Annotated in this window: 20 protein-coding genes; 11 read left to right on the top strand and 9 right to left on the bottom strand. The window is 52.4% G+C overall.

Going from position 1 to position 16,568, the window contains the following annotated elements:
- Positions 1–234 precede the first annotated feature (234 nt).
- Complete coding sequence (locus BOA8489_RS02845; protein ID WP_093972515.1) at positions 235–999, top strand: NAD(P)H-dependent oxidoreductase; 765 nt, start codon at positions 235–237, stop codon at positions 997–999.
- A gap of 577 nt (positions 1,000–1,576) precedes the next feature.
- Here the strand turns inward: BOA8489_RS02845 and BOA8489_RS02850 are convergent.
- The 4 genes from BOA8489_RS02850 to BOA8489_RS02865 all read right to left on the bottom strand — a co-directional run bounded on the left by BOA8489_RS02850 (position 1,577) and on the right by BOA8489_RS02865 (position 3,264).
- Entirely contained in the window at positions 1,577–2,005 is a 429-nt protein-coding gene (locus BOA8489_RS02850) for a hypothetical protein (RefSeq protein ID WP_093972429.1), read from the bottom strand.
- Between the two features lie 415 nt (positions 2,006–2,420).
- On the bottom strand, positions 2,421–2,687 hold the full coding sequence (locus BOA8489_RS02860; protein ID WP_141138222.1) for a hypothetical protein: 267 nt from the start codon (positions 2,685–2,687) through the stop codon (positions 2,421–2,423).
- A gap of 6 nt (positions 2,688–2,693) precedes the next feature.
- Complete coding sequence (locus tag BOA8489_RS20345) at positions 2,694–2,867, bottom strand: hypothetical protein (protein ID WP_176440186.1); 174 nt, start codon at positions 2,865–2,867, stop codon at positions 2,694–2,696.
- A 7-nt stretch (positions 2,868–2,874) separates the two neighbouring features.
- A complete protein-coding gene (locus BOA8489_RS02865; RefSeq protein WP_093972432.1) occupies positions 2,875–3,264 on the bottom strand; it encodes a hypothetical protein in 390 nt (129 codons plus the stop codon).
- A 309-nt stretch (positions 3,265–3,573) separates the two neighbouring features.
- Between BOA8489_RS02865 and BOA8489_RS02870 the strand changes: the two genes are divergently transcribed.
- From BOA8489_RS02870 to BOA8489_RS02895, 6 genes are all read left to right on the top strand, one after another.
- Positions 3,574–3,876 (top strand): hypothetical protein, encoded by a 303-nt coding sequence (locus BOA8489_RS02870; RefSeq protein WP_093972433.1) that lies wholly within the window; start codon positions 3,574–3,576, stop codon positions 3,874–3,876.
- Between the two features lie 94 nt (positions 3,877–3,970).
- Positions 3,971–4,474 carry a YbjQ family protein gene (locus BOA8489_RS02875; protein ID WP_245813634.1) on the top strand — a complete coding sequence of 168 codons (504 nt, stop codon included), beginning with the start codon at positions 3,971–3,973 and terminating at the stop codon, positions 4,472–4,474.
- 333 nt (positions 4,475–4,807) lie between these two features.
- Positions 4,808–5,182 carry a hypothetical protein gene (locus BOA8489_RS02880; protein WP_141138223.1) on the top strand — a complete coding sequence of 125 codons (375 nt, stop codon included), beginning with the start codon at positions 4,808–4,810 and terminating at the stop codon, positions 5,180–5,182.
- Between the two features lie 85 nt (positions 5,183–5,267).
- A complete protein-coding gene (locus tag BOA8489_RS21030; RefSeq protein WP_217897924.1) occupies positions 5,268–5,621 on the top strand; it encodes a recombinase family protein in 354 nt (117 codons plus the stop codon).
- A gap of 8 nt (positions 5,622–5,629) precedes the next feature.
- Entirely contained in the window at positions 5,630–5,782 is a 153-nt protein-coding gene (locus tag BOA8489_RS21035) for a helix-turn-helix domain-containing protein (RefSeq protein ID WP_217897925.1), read from the top strand.
- Between the two features lie 1,559 nt (positions 5,783–7,341).
- On the top strand, positions 7,342–7,932 hold the full coding sequence (locus BOA8489_RS02895) for a hypothetical protein (RefSeq protein ID WP_093972437.1): 591 nt from the start codon (positions 7,342–7,344) through the stop codon (positions 7,930–7,932).
- 536 nt (positions 7,933–8,468) lie between these two features.
- Here the strand turns inward: BOA8489_RS02895 and BOA8489_RS02900 are convergent.
- From BOA8489_RS02900 to BOA8489_RS20350, 5 genes are all read right to left on the bottom strand, one after another.
- On the bottom strand, positions 8,469–9,134 hold the full coding sequence (locus tag BOA8489_RS02900; protein WP_141138224.1) for a DUF6639 family protein: 666 nt from the start codon (positions 9,132–9,134) through the stop codon (positions 8,469–8,471).
- A 501-nt stretch (positions 9,135–9,635) separates the two neighbouring features.
- Positions 9,636–10,109 carry an SRPBCC family protein gene (locus tag BOA8489_RS02905; RefSeq protein ID WP_093972439.1) on the bottom strand — a complete coding sequence of 158 codons (474 nt, stop codon included), beginning with the start codon at positions 10,107–10,109 and terminating at the stop codon, positions 9,636–9,638.
- A gap of 69 nt (positions 10,110–10,178) precedes the next feature.
- Positions 10,179–10,868, bottom strand: a complete 690-nt coding sequence (locus BOA8489_RS02910; RefSeq protein ID WP_093972440.1) for a hypothetical protein — start codon at positions 10,866–10,868, stop codon at positions 10,179–10,181.
- Positions 10,869–10,930: 62 nt separating this feature from the next.
- On the bottom strand, positions 10,931–11,527 hold the full coding sequence (locus BOA8489_RS02915; protein WP_093972441.1) for a TetR/AcrR family transcriptional regulator: 597 nt from the start codon (positions 11,525–11,527) through the stop codon (positions 10,931–10,933).
- Between the two features lie 276 nt (positions 11,528–11,803).
- Positions 11,804–11,977, bottom strand: a complete 174-nt coding sequence (locus BOA8489_RS20350) for a hypothetical protein (protein WP_176440188.1) — start codon at positions 11,975–11,977, stop codon at positions 11,804–11,806.
- Positions 11,978–12,733: 756 nt separating this feature from the next.
- Here BOA8489_RS20350 and BOA8489_RS02925 point away from each other — a divergent pair.
- From BOA8489_RS02925 to BOA8489_RS02940, 4 genes are all read left to right on the top strand, one after another.
- Entirely contained in the window at positions 12,734–13,744 is a 1,011-nt protein-coding gene (locus BOA8489_RS02925; RefSeq protein WP_141138225.1) for an AraC family transcriptional regulator, read from the top strand.
- A 99-nt stretch (positions 13,745–13,843) separates the two neighbouring features.
- Complete coding sequence (locus BOA8489_RS02930) at positions 13,844–14,596, top strand: type 1 glutamine amidotransferase domain-containing protein (protein WP_093972444.1); 753 nt, start codon at positions 13,844–13,846, stop codon at positions 14,594–14,596.
- 54 nt (positions 14,597–14,650) lie between these two features.
- Positions 14,651–15,658 (top strand): SDR family oxidoreductase, encoded by a 1,008-nt coding sequence (locus BOA8489_RS02935; protein WP_093972445.1) that lies wholly within the window; start codon positions 14,651–14,653, stop codon positions 15,656–15,658.
- Positions 15,655–16,263, top strand: coding sequence for a glutathione S-transferase family protein (locus tag BOA8489_RS02940; protein ID WP_093972446.1), 609 nt, complete (start codon positions 15,655–15,657; stop codon positions 16,261–16,263). The genes BOA8489_RS02935 and BOA8489_RS02940 overlap by 4 nt, the downstream gene beginning before the upstream one ends.
- The last annotated feature ends 305 nt before the right edge of the window (positions 16,264–16,568 follow it).

The raw sequence follows: 16,568 nt of genomic DNA on the forward strand, positions 1-16,568 counted from the left end.
CCGCCCTCCAGTTGTCGCAGAACCTAGCAGCAAACGCTGGCGGACTATTGATTTCGATCATTACGTAGTGTCGACCAGAATACACGGTCCGGTCCTTTTCTTGCTCAAAGAGCCTTCGCTAAGCACCGCACCAAACCAACGACCGAGGAGCGGACAAAGCGGCTATTGCGTTGCTGCCGCTTCAACTGCAGTTTGACCGGATCAGATCGTGAAGATTATGTTTCGGAGCGTGCTTTGACCACTACATTGATCGTCCTGGCCCATCCCGACCCTCGCTCGTTCAATGGCGCGTGGGCTGACGCAACCCGAAGCGCCTGCGAAGCCTTAGGTGATACAGTTCTGAGTTCTGATCTGGTTTCAATGGATTTCCAACCTGTCGAGTGTGCAAAGCGCTATCCCCACCTGCAGACGGATACCTGCTTTGACGCTCTCCGGGCGCAGGAAGAAGCGTCCGACAATCGTCTTCTTCAAGCAGACGTGATGGACGAAATAGACAAGATACGGCGCGCGGATCGCATAGTTTTTCACTTTCCGGTCTGGTGGTTTTCACCGCCAGCAATTCTCAAAGGTTGGTTTGATCGCGTTTTTGCACATGGTGAACTTCACTCGGTAGAGCATCGCTTCGATACGGGCCAATTTCGTAGAAAGAAGGCCCTTTTTTGCGTGACGACTGGATCGAAAGAAGAAGAGAGCGCCTTCAACGGGAGGGAGGGCGACATACAGATGTTGTTGTGGCCCACAGCCTATGCGCTAAGATATCTTGGGTTTTCTGTTGTAATTCCCGAAATCGTGCATGGAGTTCATGGTTACCATCGGGGCGCGAGGCAGGAAGCCCTTCAGGATCGGCTTACCAATACTCTGCGCGCGCAAGCCGCGCTCATGGCGGAATTCGACCGGCGCCCGCTTATTCAATTCAACGCAGACAGCGACTTCGACGAGAGCGGTCGTTTGAAACCGGATCGACCAAGCTATTCACACTTCATTCGAAAAGAGCTTTGAAGATATTTGCTTCGACTGTCCCTGCGAACTCAAATCTGTCGCTCGCTGCGATGGACACTTTTGTCTTCAGCGAAGATCTAGCCGCAATTTGAAAGTATCAAAGCTCCATCCGATACATGCGGTGAATCGAGGTTGGTTTGATTTCGGTCACAGTTGCAGGTTCTCTGGGGCCTACCAGCTTGGAATGGCCCCCGCCGCGGCGTCTACGCCAATGTCGAGGGTATCGCAGCAGCTAAATCTAATTTCCAGTTCCAACATCAATCCTAAAATATGGTCCGATAGACGGCTTTGTCCGCAGAGCGGTCATTAGAGCATTTAGCAGCGAATGACGGCGTCCAGCCCATTCTGACACTTCCGAATGCCATGTCTTCCATAGCTGGAGGAATACCATTGCCAGTCAGCTACAGACCGCTGGAGTACCCGAAAGCCATGCTGCACCGTTGATAGGCCATGAAATCCAGACCATGACCTATGGTGTCTATTCCAATGGTGTTGAATTCAGTGCTGTGAAGGCCGCTCTGGATAAAGTGAGTTACCGATAAGTAACCGTCTACGACAGTAGATATGCCCGCGTAGCTCAGAACCTCCTAGTGCATACACCCCGAGCCTCATTGGTATCTATTGGCGGGAAATCTTCCCCCACTAATTCCACCAATTCTTTTGCACGTTCGACACTATCCATGTCAAAGGCTTGTACAGACATCATCATGTCGCCGTTGGTTCTACTAATGGCAATAATAATCGAGGCAACAGCCTTACCTTTAGTCATATCCGCAGTAACATCGGTTTTGGCGACAACCCAATCCTCATTTTCAATTACTATCTTCAACGGAACTGACGTGTGGTCCGCAGACACCGTCCGGTCTTCAAAGTTGATGGTGAGTTCACTTTCTTCGCTGACCTCTCCTTCAGATGAAGTACTCCTACAAATCAGGGTTACTTCCTCAGCGATTGCAGGTGCTGCCGTCAAAAAGCTGGCTAGGAATAATGCAACCAAGCCCTTCATATCACGTTCTCCTAAAAATATTACTGTGAGGCACGTTCCGGCTGGCTTCAATCCCCCCCCCCTTCCACACGACGAAAGCTGCCAAGAAGCAAAGAAATGCTGACCCAAGGCAGACTAGCGGAATGGAGACATCCGATGACAACTGTCCATCAACCAGAGCGAAAAACACGGCGAACGCAAGAACGCAGACTACTATCGGGGATATTCCGAGCACAACGAGAGCGATGACCATAGTTTTCTTCACTTCAAACCTGCAATTCAAAAGACAAGGAATTGTCTCCTAACTTTCTCAATGAAGTTAGCTGTAGCTGCTTTGAGTTAAATCAGGCGGCAATGTCTTCGGAACTAATCCAATAAGAAGCATCTGCGTTGCACCGTCACGACCCTTACGTGTCATATCAGACAGTCGATAGGATCAGTGCATCCGTCTTGCAGGTCCGTTTTCTTCGTCTTCGTCTAATGGAAATTGGGCCAAGTCTATTCCATCAAGAACCATACTGAGAATATCTCTAGCTGAGATGCCCGCACGGGTGAGACTGGCCACCATTTCCACGATTACTCTGTCTGTTAGGCAGTCTAAGCAGATACCATGCTCATCAGCACGAAACGCCAAACCATCCAGCTCTCGTTTAACGAAGTCTTCAAAGCCGGGATCTTCAGTGTGGATGTAGTCGTCTGACATGGTCATTCACCAATACGCAACTGGGATGTTCAGAAGCAGAACAATGAAAAAGACACCAATACCCGTAATGATGGCGCGGTGTAACTTCGACTTGCTCTTGAGATAGACCCAGTCCTCCAGAACTAGAACCATCACAATTGCCGCCACGGATGCGAGTATAGCGCCTAAAGGCAAATTCATCTGACTATCAATCTTTTGGATGACCGTTTGGATACTTCTTCTTGAAGTTCTGTATATACTTCTTCTTTTGGCTATCAGTCCAAGTCTTACCCTTTGCTCTAGGTGGTCTTTTGTGAGCAACACCTTCATCATCCACGTATTTATGAAGCTCTTTTCTGGTGCCAGTCTTAGACTCTGAAGGTCCATCCTCTGATTTAGAGAAGTCTTCAGCAAGCTTGCGCACCTTAGCTAAAAACTCTTCTGCTTCATCATGAAAGTTAGCAGCACGTACCTTTTCCACCAACTCTTTCATTTTAGTCTTAATCTCTTCAGCAGCCTCTTCCGCTTCCGACTTGGCCTTGCTGCGAACCTCACTGATAATCTCAGCCCAGTCGCGTTCTTCTGATTTCTTGGTCATATTACCCTCCAGAATCCTACAGAACCTACTGTCGCAGGCATTTACAATGAAAAAAAGACCCCACTGATTTAACAGAAGGGCTACAGTTAGTTTGATGGTTTCTTATTGACTATTAACGGTTCTTGAAATTGGTGAACTTAGTAGGGTCTAGCCGTTTGCCCTTCCACTTACTGAGGTCCACAGTTGCTCCGAGTTACGGTACCGGCTTTCTGCCATTTGTGTTTTTGGCCGATAACAAGCGTATCTTCGAGACCGAGATCTGGGGCAACTTTGATTGATTTCTCGGTAAGGCTGTCATTAGGAGGAAGCATGGAACTTTTGATATTTCTGGTTTGGGTCGTCGGATTTGGATTGCTCTGTGCTTACATTGCTGGCGAGAAAGGCAGGAGTTCTCTGAACTGGGGCGTACTTGGGGCGTTGTTTGGCGTCTTCGCACTTATCGCTATTGTTGCGGTCCCTGCATTAGCGTCACGAAATACCAACGCCTCAGATGACTATGTTGCACCGGGGCTGCGTGTCGATAACGCACAAGCACTCACTCGAGGTCAACGGCATCGTTCAGGACCAAACAAACTCGAAGAATGGGCGGCAAGCAAGAAAGACGAAGAGTAAGTGCTGCCGTTAGGCGGAATGTTGAGTTTGATTGATGGTGAATATTGGATAGCGGGGGGAAAGCATGGCGGTTTGCGCGTACTGCGGTAAGAAAATGGACTCCGACGACGAGACCGCGAAAGTTGGGAATATGCTGGTATGTGGCGACTGCCGTACGACTACTGGAATTCCTGAGCCGCGTAATGAGAAGCTTGAATGGGGAAACGAAGATACCCGAAGAAGTCGTGCTGTTGATGCAATCATCGTAACAACCGAGACCATGCTGGACGGCATTCACGTCAAGAAGCGTCTGGGTGTTGTTACTGCTGAATGCGCCTACGGAATGAACATCTTTAAAGACCTTTTCGCAGGCATCCGAAATATCGTTGGGGGTCGGTCCGAAGCGGTTCAGAAAACGATGAGAGACGCGCGAGAAACTGTTCTCAAGGAACTAAAACGTGAAGCTCACAGTGTCGGTGCAAATGCCGTTATCGCTGTGGACCTCGACTATACTCAGATTGGCGATAAGGGATGGAATATGGTCCTGCTGATTGCCTCTGGGACAGCCGTAATTATCGAAGAAATACCGAAAACAGCACTTGATGAAACAGAGGGGTAGCTTACTCCTGAGTTTACTTTGTCTATGTCGATAGGATGGATGTGGGACACTCGGGATTATACAGGGATGAATCTGGGCGGGGGCGTTCCCATGGTGATCTGATACATAAAGAAAATACTTTTGCCAGGACTAGACCGGGTTTTCGGTCAACACGCTTTACCCTGCATACAAGAAATAAATTTTAGGCTTCCGGGTGTCATGTTCCCTGCGGCTATGCTTCAGTTCAGATGCATAGAGGAGAGTTGAAAATGAATTTTGTTAAGACTGGATTGCTTTTCTCATTTTCGAGGACTGTAGAGGGGGGGATGACAACCTAAGTGTATGGAGTGGTGTATGACGACGGTGAGATTTTTAAGGTCGAGGACTAGCGGCTATTTCACGTTGTTTTTCTCTCTGATGGCGTGCTTCACCGCTCTAGAAGTTCAAGCCAATGAAAAAGAGGAAGAACTCGAGACCGCTTTGTTGCTGATGATACTTGCCTCAGAATGCCGAGCAAATTACGGAGAAAATGCGCTATACGAGTTAGCTTTTGACCGTATTGAGCTTCTTGCAAGGAAGTTCGTTCCCGCTATTACAAATGAGCAGTGGATAGAGCTACGACAAAACTTTTATGAAGCTGAACCAGAATCGGCAGACGAAGGTGAAAATTCTATTTTGCAGGAAGTCTGTGAGAGCATCGATTGGGAGCTTCTGGCCAATGAACCATAGAAGCCAAGCACTACCCAACCAGAAACCATAATCGCCTCAGAGTTTTCACGACCAAGCCTTTTTCCATTCTTCATCCTTCCTGATCTTGGACCACGCCTTCGACCTACAGTTAGATGCACTGGACAAAGCAGGATGCACCAAAGTCTTCTCAGAGAAGTTTACAGGTACAACTGCAAAGCGTGAGCAACTGTCCTTGATGCTGGATTATGTCCGTGAATCAGATGTGCTGGTAATTACTAAGTTGGACAGACTGGCGCGCTCTTTGTCAGACCTGTTGAAGATCACAGCAGGACTTGAAGCAAAGGGAGTCGCTCTGAAGGTCTTGGATCAATCTATAGACACAACAACACCTGAAGGACGAATGACATATCAAATCCTAGGAGCAGTAGCGGAGTTCGAAACGTCCCTACGTAAAGCCCGCCAGAGAGAGAGGGGATAGATAGAGCATTGGCTAAGGGTGAGGACTCTCCATTCAAAGGAAGACCTGCAACGATTGATGTAGACAAGGTTAGAGAGACTGTCGCTAGGCTAGGGAACAAGACTCATGCTGCTAGGGAATTGGGAATATCTAGACAGTCGGTCTATCGTCTGACAGCATAGACGAGCGCAAGTATCCAAACTGACCGGGGATTCTTTAGAGGGAGTCTCCGGTTTTTTTATGTCTAGGAATCGAGGTAGGACCCTCCAGAAAACTACCAGATGAATCCGGTCGCTGCGGTATCCACCCACATCTGTAAAATAAATAAATACCTTCCTTCAAAACTGCCTGCGACAGTAGGTTATACGGGGAGGCTCATAGAAAATTGTCAAAGTGATAATTTACTTGCGCTGACGTTAGGTCAGGTTACGGTTGGATAGCTGCCAGTGCATTTGGATCGTTGCAAGCATTTCAGATAGCCGATACCTCAGGCTTTTTCATTAGGCCCTCTCCCCATCGGCGCGCACTGGCAGCGCAAGCTCTTAACATATGAAAAGCAGCATGCATACTATTCGAAAGAATAGGGCCGCAATTGACCGGCATCAAAGAAACATATCAGATTTTATATATAATGGCGATGTTAACGAGTGGTTTGGTAATCTGTTCGCATCGTCCCGACTGAACACCCCGCTGCATCTATCCCCTTGTGGCGGGGTCTTTTTGTCTGTTGATCTGAGCAGGGTGCGACACCAAGAAGTAGCTTTCCCTCAAGAAGCCCAAGGAAACCGACCCCCCTTCTCTACTCTGGCGCAGTATAAAAAAATCACCGGGAAGTGCCTTGGTTCAATTCTAGGGGGTAAACCTAGGGGGAAGCTTCCCAAATTATCGCCTAATCGTCATATAAATAAGGGGTATATGGATATTGGCGGAGGAGGTGTCCGCCGCATCTATCCTATTAACATCTGTTTTCAAATATTAATTTATCCGTATCCAAATTTGATACCACATAAAATACCACGTCATCATTGCCGGAGCGCCAATACTTAGCGGCATGGCTTCGCCTCGACCCTCCTGCGCTATCACCCAAAATTTCTGATTTGTGGATGCGAGAAAAAGGCTCCCCATACCGGTCAGTGGGATTTGGCCATCGAGGTTCTACATACCCCCCATCTAAAATCTTCAGTGTCGTTTCACCACAGACCCGCCGCCCTGTTCCGTTTTCACTGGGATGCCTTTCAAAAGGGGGGTACGGGTCCCAGGGACACTAATGATCGCAAAGCAGACATTCGTGCACAGCGCAGCGAATGGCCGCTTCGAGCCCAAAGTGGCAGATGCTGCACTGCGCCCCAATGACCGTCTTTGGCGGATTCCGGGCTTTCTCTGTGCCTGCGAGCAGATCACGAGCGGCGTATGGAAGCGAATATTCAAATCGCTTCGATCTGGCGTTTCTCGCTTCTTCGCCGCAAGTCGGTTTTGAGCCCCGAACGGAACAGTCCTATGCCAATATCTATCGAACTATTTGCTGTGAGCGAGTTATTGTTGGATGCAGAGAAATACAGAGCAACTTTAAGGTTGTGTACGTGGTCTGTGGTCCTAAGCTTCGATAGACAATATTGCCTAATTAGCCAATTCGCGAATGACAGATCACGTCCCTAGCCTAGCCTCAGTTGTTTCCAAAGTTGCTTCGCTCCCCCTTTAATGCTACGACTGTTTCATTGATGGGCTAGCTTGGGGGCGTACCATGAAATTTTTTACTTCAGTTTTTTCGGCATTTTGCATCTATATCATCGCAGCGTGTGGCGCATTCGCACACACTGTTTCATTCGGTTATGTTGCTGGCGCGAACGCCGGCGAAGTTGAGTTTTGGTTTGGGTCGTATCACTGGAACGGCGGGGACGTTCTGAATATTCCTTTTGAAAGTCAGCTGAGTCTTGTTGGCACTGGTGGAACTTCTTACGGGCCCAGTATCTTCTCTTTTGATATGAGTTCTATCTCATTGCCCTCTGGATTGGTTACCGGAGACAACTACTTCTATGCTGATACTGCGACTTCCTACGAAAACAACCCTTCATCAGTTGTCAGTTGGATGGGGGTTACCGCAACCGGGCTTGATGCCGGCGATTACCAGTTCGAACTTCAAAACACCAGTTCGACTACGGCTTTTTGGGAACTATGGGATAACTCAATTCAGGCGCCGTTTACGCTTAGAACCGGCGATATTGGCGGTGGCGGCACAGATCCAAATGTTATCCCGCTTCCTGCAGGGTTTCCGATGCTAATCGGTGGATTAGGCCTTTTGGGACTGCTCACACGACGTCTTAATAAAAGCTAGTATTGTGAGTATTTTCACTATTCTGCGTCACGGTAATAGCAATTCATAGAATAGTTTAAGATGCTGGCTAATTAGCGCAATAGTTTCTTCGCACTTATTCGCTTTACTCGCGGCGAAACTCTTCAGTTTGCAACCGATTTCTCAGGCGATGTATAGACATCCGTCTGAGAAGTTTTTTCTCCATAGACGCTCAATCTTCTCGCTGTAGTAGTTCTTCGTTCTTGTTGAAAGCGAGAAGAAGGAGACTCGTATTGTCACCATCTCGAAAGGCTTGTTTGTCCGACGTTGCGGCAATCGGGCATTCCAGAATGCTACGTGAGACACTTATGGCTGCTTTGCGAAAGTCGACAAGCCGAATTTGCGCCGCACCGAACGGCGGCTTTGGGCGGTTTTGCGGCCGTTGCTGCGAGACACTTCAATGGCAGCTTTGTCCCGCATAGCGGTCGTTCGCTGTGAGGCGCATCAAGGTCTGCTATGCGGACAAAACCGACATTCCTGACGACGCTTTCCGCGGATGAAAAACTGGCTACATCAAGTCATTTCGGCTCGACGGTCTCAAAATCAATTATGACTTCTCCATTTATCAGCTGCCCGAGGAATTCGCAGGGTGCTTCGCGCTGCTTGAGATGTGCCCAAACTCTCTGCGTGAACACATCTGGCGCCATAAACAGCACAAGTGGGTGAAGGTGCTCAACCGATATCAAGTTATCCATATCGATCGACTGCTCAAACAACATCTGCTCTTCCCGGCTCAACGACATCACTTGCATTGAATAAGCGACGTACTCCGGTCCAACATGGCAGAAATCAAATGGACATGGCATGCCGTCTGTTGCCGCGTGCGCCAACTCGTGAATCAAGACACTTTGGAAATACTTGCCAGAGCTCAGGTGGGCGAAAACGCCATCGGGTTCTCCGCGGCCTTGCATCACTGCCGGGGAAATAATTTCGATTAAATTTCCGCCGCAATGATATTGGCCAAGACAGTCGCCTATCATGTCTTCGACAACGTCAATACGAAGTGGGGTCGACAATGACGGCATGCCGCAGTTTTCGAAAAGAACCTTTGCTTTCCGAACACCCTTGCAGACCATTTCGGCGTGCTCTTCAAGTTGGAACGATACTGTTACATTCTCGGATTCACAGAGGCGCGTTTTGCTTGATGCAGGCGATGACAGCAGCGCCAAGCCAGTGATCATCATAGCAATTTCCTTCCCATGAAGCGTCATCAGTTTTACGTACTCTCACTTACGATATTGCTTTGAGAAGTTATCGCGGTAATTCCTTTCTGCCCGTTACCTAGATCAATGAGGCGTATTCTGCGCAGCACGAGGATTATCATAGTAACGTGCGATTCACGCGCTCCAACCTTCGAGATAACAGATATCAGACTGCGTTCCCGGATGGTGAGTGGCAAGTAGCTTCGGGCTCGAAGCTGTCATTCGCTGTGGTTAGCGCCAATGACTTCTATGCGGACCTTCCCGCCGTTCGACCTCTTCGTGCGAGTGGCTGGTATCTGCCGTTTGCGGTCGTGGTGAGCATCACCTGCGGTGGTTCCCGGTCAGTCGCTGCAGACGTTAGTGGGACTCGGGCCAGGCCGAAAGGCGGCCGTTCAACCCCGATATCCCAAACCAACAGGCTCAGATGACCGAGTCGAGCCCGAAGCGTTCGTTCGGAAATCAGATGAGGACGGCCAAGAATACTCAAGCTCGATCAACAGACGCGTGCCGAGAAACCGGCTTATCGTTTTCGATCAGGCGCTTCAGCGACGCCAAGTTGTCGACCATGCCGCGTCTGAAGAACCTCTCAGCCAATGGACGCAGGAGAGCCATCGGTCCGTCTAGGCCCCTCCCTGAAATAGCACCATCGAGCCGTAGGAGGGTACCGTCGCTGGCGGGTTCCACATTGTAACGATAAGCAAACGGGGTGGGTCCGGACACCGACTTCAGCTCCAACGCTCGGTTCGGTTCAATCGCGGTGACCTCAACTTCATTGATCGCATCATTTCCACCCAACAGGCGTCGGAAAAGGAAGCGTGTTCCGACTCGGGTCGGTCCGGGATCAAGGCGATCCACCGATTTCACAGCCGAGTACCAAAGGGGGGAATCTTCAATTCTCGCAAGGCGAGGAAACACCGCGCTTACGGGCCGGGCGATTTTCATTTCAATTACAAACATGGGTTTCACTCCGTCGGTTTTGAGGTGGTGTCCGGGCGCCGCCGGGCGTCCGGTTCTTTGCGGGGTTAATTAACTGGCTGCTGGGTGACCGCTCGTCACAGGTTCTTCCCGGGTCCGAGCGAACAACCAGACCAGTCCTGACGTCGCGAGCATTTGGACCAGGATGACTAATGCGAAGACTGTGCTCTGACCTCCAAGCGCGGCCTCGCCGACATTGACGGCGACTGAATAAAGGGGAATTGCACCGATGCCCATGAAGACGATCAGGCCAAGCAGCTTCCAGCTTCCGCGGTAGAGCCACCAGCACAAAACACCCCAAAGCGTTTCAAGTGCGAGAGCCGGTAGCGGCAAGTGGGCGTAGAGCCCTGTGCCGAATTTCGTGCCATCGAAGTACGGCGAAAGCGCAATGTCCGGGGCGTGCACGAACAGATCGAGCACAACATGGGAGAATACGCCAAGCGCGATGGCCAAGGCGACAGCCGATGCTGTCCTTCCCCCCCGCCAAAGCACCGCCAATCCCGCTGCTATGGCGACTATCAGGCTCGTTACGAGGGAATGCGAGAACGGCATATGCACCAAATGGACATCCGCAACTGACCGCATGTCCTCATCGATGATTGTTCGCTCGATGCCAATGACGTTCAGTCCGACCCACAGGTACTCAACGGCCTCAGTGGCCAGGATGAGACCGAAAAGTGGTGCCGACGGAAACTTCTTCTTCAGGATCAGAGCGGTTGCGACGTGGTTGATGGCTTGCATGTTGGTTCCTTTCAGATTGACGTTAGCGTTTGCTAACTCCTTTGGCAAAAAAATGGTGGGCTTTATGTGAGCCCGGCTCTCAGAATCCGGGTGACCCCGTCTACATACCGAACCGCCGGGCCGGGGAAGGAGCCCAGATACAGCTGCCGGGAAACTTGTCCAAGCGTTCCAATGACGAGGCTCAATTGCAGATTTATGTCCTCCTCCCTGTTCACCAATTGAGCCGTCCTGCCCTCTTCAAGGAGCTCGCGAAGAACGGTTATGACAGTACGGTGCTTGAGGCGTTCCGACGCCTGCGGCCAGAGCGTGGCAAGATTGTCGGTCGTGAACATTGTGGCATGTGAATTCTCATCGAAAAAGCTGGCATAGGCTGCGATGAATGCTTTGAACCTTTGCGGAAATCCCTTCTCTGAGCGAACGGCAATCATAAGCCGCTTTAGGAGTTCGCTGTACGAGCGTTCGAACAGAGCCAGGGCGAGATCGTCTTTTGTCTTGAAGTGTTTGTAGAGTGCCGGATTGGTCAATCCGGTAGCGGCTGCGATATCTCTGATCGATGTGGCTGACAGCCCTTTTTCGGCAAACAAGCGAAGCCCCTCGCGAAGAATTCGCTGCTTGCCCGCCGGGTCGCCAATGTCGATGTAGAAAGGTTCGTTTGTCATGCTCAATTAGTTAGCAAGTGCTAACTATGCAGTCAAGCCCGGTTTTTATATGTGTCAATTAGCTATCCAATGAGACTCGCGAGTGTGGATCAGATTTGCTCCAAAAGTGCATAGTAATCGCGATCAGGCAGCCTCGTTTGCAAAGTGGTTACACGACCACTCACCTGGTGCCGCCCTTCAGCGAAAGTCTGGTTGGTCCCGCGCCCCAGTCATCCGAGGCAAAAGATCGGTAGGTTGCCCGACAGAATGACTCAGATGACCGAGTCGAGCCCAAAGCTACCAGGCCTTTGGCCATTCGTGATGGATGTAGGCGATAAGCTTGTCAGTGCCAGAGTAGACCTCGAACCGATGCCTGACATCGGCATCGGCCAGTGTTTGGGACACACGGCGCAAGAACACAATCAATTCCTCAGCTGAGTCGCTCTCGGCGGTGACAACACCGGGCCCCATATCGCCCTCCAACTCCCTGAACGCAAAGGAATCAAAGTCTTTCAGGCGTATCGCGAATCTGCCCTCCTGGACTTGATATCCATCAGACTTAAACATCTCCGCAAGGGCTGACTTTGACGGCCATCGATCCAATTCACCGGCAAACACTATGGGTTCATATTTCACGCGCATGGGCTCCGTTCGTTACGGGCCTTCAGATATCATATTTGACGTCAGAAGCCCGCTTCGTCCGCTCAGGTGTCGATCTGCCGACCTGCAATGCTGCGCGGCGTACGAGCGGCCGCTTCAGTGAAGTTGCGTCGCAACAGCGGGGTTGTCGAAGAACGTCATCTCTTCCTATAGGCGCGTCCGCTTACCGCGCTTTGCACTAATTCGAACGGAACGCAGCATCAGTCACTTTGGGCTCAGAGCGGACATTCGCTGCGCCTGGCACCAATTACTGCAATGCGGACCTTGCCGCCATTCGCTACAGGCGCATAAGGGGAATGCCACTCGGAGGCAGCACTTTGCAGTAGGTGTAGAAAACGGACGTTCGGCCGAGAGCGCAAAAAATTCGCGCACCCTCAAGAATGCAGACTATCGATCACCTTTCTAGATTGCTTCCGTGCAGAGCCGTGCGACGGGGCAACGAGGTCTGAGAGAGGAACGCTGCCTGGCCGACTGGCGGCGCTTTGGCGCAGTCGGCAAGTTTTTTGGCGCGAAAGGCATTTGGCTGCCGCGGATCTTCTTTATATCTACCAATCATTGGAGGTGCGAATGCGGCGATTATCCGACCTGCCGAAAGTGCATGTGGGCAAAGTCTGGCGACTGATGCTGACCGATCTCGGCCTGAATACCACCGTGGTCCTGCGCCGTGCGGGTTTGCCAAGCGGTCTGCTCGATGGTGACGGCACGCGAATATCGTTGGACGAGTTCTATGCACTTTGCGAAAGCTTCGATGCCGAGGCGCAGTCTCCTACACTTGCCCTGAAGCTCGGGCAGATCGAGGCAAGCGAGTATTTCGACCCGGCGCTCTTCGCTGCGATGTGCGCCCCTAACATGACGGTCGCGGGACAGCGGCTCGGAGAGTTCAAGCGCCTTGTCGGCGCGTTCAGTCTCGATGTCGACACAGACCCCGATGCCACCCGGTTCACGTACCGCTGCAAATACCGTCCTGACATTCCGGCAACGTTGGCTGCAACAGAGATTGTCTTTCTGGTGAACCTTCTACGCCGCGCGACGCGTCGTCGTATAGTCCCGCGGGCCGTTAGTCTTCCCGGACCACTGCAAGCCAAAGTGGCCTTCGAAAACTGGTTCGGATGTCCGGTGGATTCCGGCGACACCGCGTCGTTTTCCCTCGATCCCATCGACGCCATGCGACCTTTCCTAACGCATGACCAACAGATGTGGCAGGTCTTCGAGCCGACCTTGCGCCGTCGCATGGAGGACGCCCGTGATGACCTTACCATGCGCGCCCGAGTGGAGAACGCGCTTATGGAGCTGCTGCCCAGCGGAAGGACACAGATCGACGACGTGGCCCGCGAGCTGGCGGTGAGCAGGCGGTCCCTGCAACGGCGATTGTCCGACGAGGGCACATCCTGGTTGGACGTGCTTAACACCGCGCGCGAGAGGCTGGCACAGCACTATTTGCGGAACACCAGTCTTGGTGCGTCCGAGGTTAGTTTCCTGCTTGGCTTTGAGGATCCGAATTCCTTTTACCGGGCGTTTCGCCGCTGGACGGATACCACACCAGAGGCATGGCGCGAGGCGAAGCAGGTCAGCGCCTAAGCTGGCGCAAACAGCAAGCGTTCTGGCGCATCGGGCGAGTGACGCAAGCGCTCACAGGTACCAGATTGGGGTCAACGCAACATAACTCGCAGAGACCCCATGACCTCATGCTCAATCATCCGCCGTCACGCCACCGCAGACGTCGCAGGCAAGAAAGTACTCTACATCGTCTCGAATCCCGCCACGCTGATGGGGTTTCCGGTCGGTTTTTTTGCCGAAGAGATGACCGGCCCTTTCTTCGATTTGGTCCAGGCGGGCTGCACGGTGGATATCGCCTCGCCCAAAGGGGGCAAAGTGGAATTTGACGGGTTCTCAGATCCTGAAAACGAGGCCACGCAATATCCCAATGATCTGATCACACTTGGGTTCAAGCACCACGCGACCTTTGCCGCGCTTATGGAGAACACGCCTTCAATCGCTGAAGTGGATATCGGCCAATACGATGCGGTTTGCGTCGCAGGTGGGGGCGGTCCGCTGGTCACCTTCAAGGATGACACAGCCCTGCACAAGCTCGTCGCGGACTTCTACGAAAGTGGCAAGATCGTCGGAATGATCTGCCACGGCACCTGCCTGATGCTTTGGACGACGCTCAGCAACGGGACGCTGATGGCGGACGGCAAGACCTGGACGGGCTATCCCGACAGTGAAGAACAGATGATGAATGAGGCCCTGGGCACTAAGGTGAACGAATACACCATCGAGACCGAAGCGAAAAAGAACCCGAATACCACTTTCGAGTCCGCCGCGCCTCTGGCGCCTTTCGCGATCCGCGACGGGCAGATCATCACCGGTCAGCAACAGCACAGCACGCGGCTGTTCTCTAATTTGCTCATCGAAGCTCTCGCCGAATAGCGCGAAGAAGCAGGTCCGTTCGCTGTATCGCCAAACCTCACAAGGACTGTTCAAATGACCAAAGTCTTCGTCACCGGCGCGTCCGGTTTTATCGCAAAGCACATCCTGCGCGAATTGCTGGAAAAAGGGTACGACGTCCGCGCGTCGATCCGCTCCGACAAGCGCAAGGACGAGCTGCAGGGCCTGTTTCCTGATGCAAAACTGGAGTTTGCCACCCTAGATCTGACCAAGGATGAAGGTTGGCAGGACGCCCTGCAGGGCTGCGATGTTCTGATGCACACGGCCTCCCCGTTTCCGGCGGGAGAACCGAAAGACCCGGAAGAACTTATCCGTCCCGCCGTCGACGGCACTCTACGTGCAATGCGTGCCGCCAGGGATGCCGGGATCAAGCGGGTGATCCTGACTTCCTCCTGCGCGGCAATCTACAAGCAGTCCGACAAGCCGAAGATGACGCCTTCGGACGAGACCTACTGGACCAGCCCAGACGACCCCTCCGTCGGAGCTTATGAGGCCTCCAAGACATTGGCGGAAAAGGCAGCCTGGGAGTTCGTGGCCGAAACCCCCGATATCGCGTTGACCACGATCAATCCTGGCGCGGTCTTTGGGCCGCCGATGGACTCACGTTTTGGGACATCGCTTGAACTGGTCGAACAGCTCATGACAGGCAAGGTCCCAATGGCTCCGCCGATGGACATGGTGGCCGTGGACGTGCGCGACGTGGCGCGGATGCATGTCTCGGCCATCGAACTGGAGACCACAAAGGGCGAACGCTTCGCTGCCGCCAGCGGCACGCACAACTTCCTTCAGCTTGGAAATTTCCTGAAGGACTGGGACGCGGGGCTCAAGACACCAGGACGGGAGGCGCCTGTCTGGCTGCTTCGCATCATGGGTCTGTTTTCAAAGGATGTGAAAGCTGTTCTCGGTAATGTCGGCCGCACCCTCGCCGTGTCTGGCAGCAAGGCCGAAAAGACCTTTGGCTTTCAATTCGTCCCGGTCAAGGACGCTCTGATCGCGTCGGCCGAGGCTGTCAAAACACACAAGCTCGAAAAGGAAAGCGCATGATCACCGCTTATCTTTGGGGCACACCCAATGGGTTCAAAGTGGCCATCGCGCTCGAGGAAATGGGCCTCGACTATGAGATCAAGTGGGTAAACATCGGCGCGGGTGAGCAGCATGAGCCCGACTTTCTCAAGGTCTCGCCAAATGGAAAAATCCCCGCGATCCTGGACCATGGGACGGGCATCAGTCTGATGGAGTCGGGCGCAATCCTGCAGTATCTGGCTGACAAGACCGGCATGTTCGGCGGCCAAAGCCGCGAAGATCGCTGGGAGGTGACGCAGTGGTTGCACTGGCAGATGGGTGGTCTTGGCCCAATGATGGGTCAGGTGAACCACTTCCGCGGTCTGAGAGACAAAGTCCTCTATGGCGAGACCCGCTACATGAACGAAGCCATCCGTTTGTTCGGGGTTCTCGACAGGCAACTGGATGGCCGCGACTTCATCGCTGGAGACTATTCCATCGCTGACATCGCAGCAGTCCCCTGGGCGGGCATGGCCCAAATAATAGGTGACGAACTTCTCACGGCCCACGCCAACGTGATGGCTTGGATTGCGCGCAATGTAGCGCGGCCTGCAACAGCCCGGGCGATCGCACTGTCGCCAGGATGAGCAGTAGATGACCGCTTTGACAGCGTCGCAAAGCAGCGCGAAGTCCAATCTTTAAGGTAGCTTTGGGGCTTGCTGTCACTTTTCAATTCACTCTGTGGGAAGCAGAAACGCTGACCAACGTTTGGCGGCTTCGGGCTCGGAGCAGCCATTCGCTGCAGGAGGCACCAACGACTGCTAAGCAGATGGGGTGGATGGCTCCTGCTCCATCGGCGTCGCGATGCGTCATAGTGCAGTTGTCAGAACTGTGAGAGAGGAGCCACCCCATGCAAGTTACCACCATCGGCCTCGATTTGGCCAAGAATGTC

Source organism: Boseongicola aestuarii (assembly GCF_900184815.1).
GTDB classification, from domain to species: Bacteria; Pseudomonadota; Alphaproteobacteria; order Rhodobacterales; family Rhodobacteraceae; genus Boseongicola; species Boseongicola aestuarii.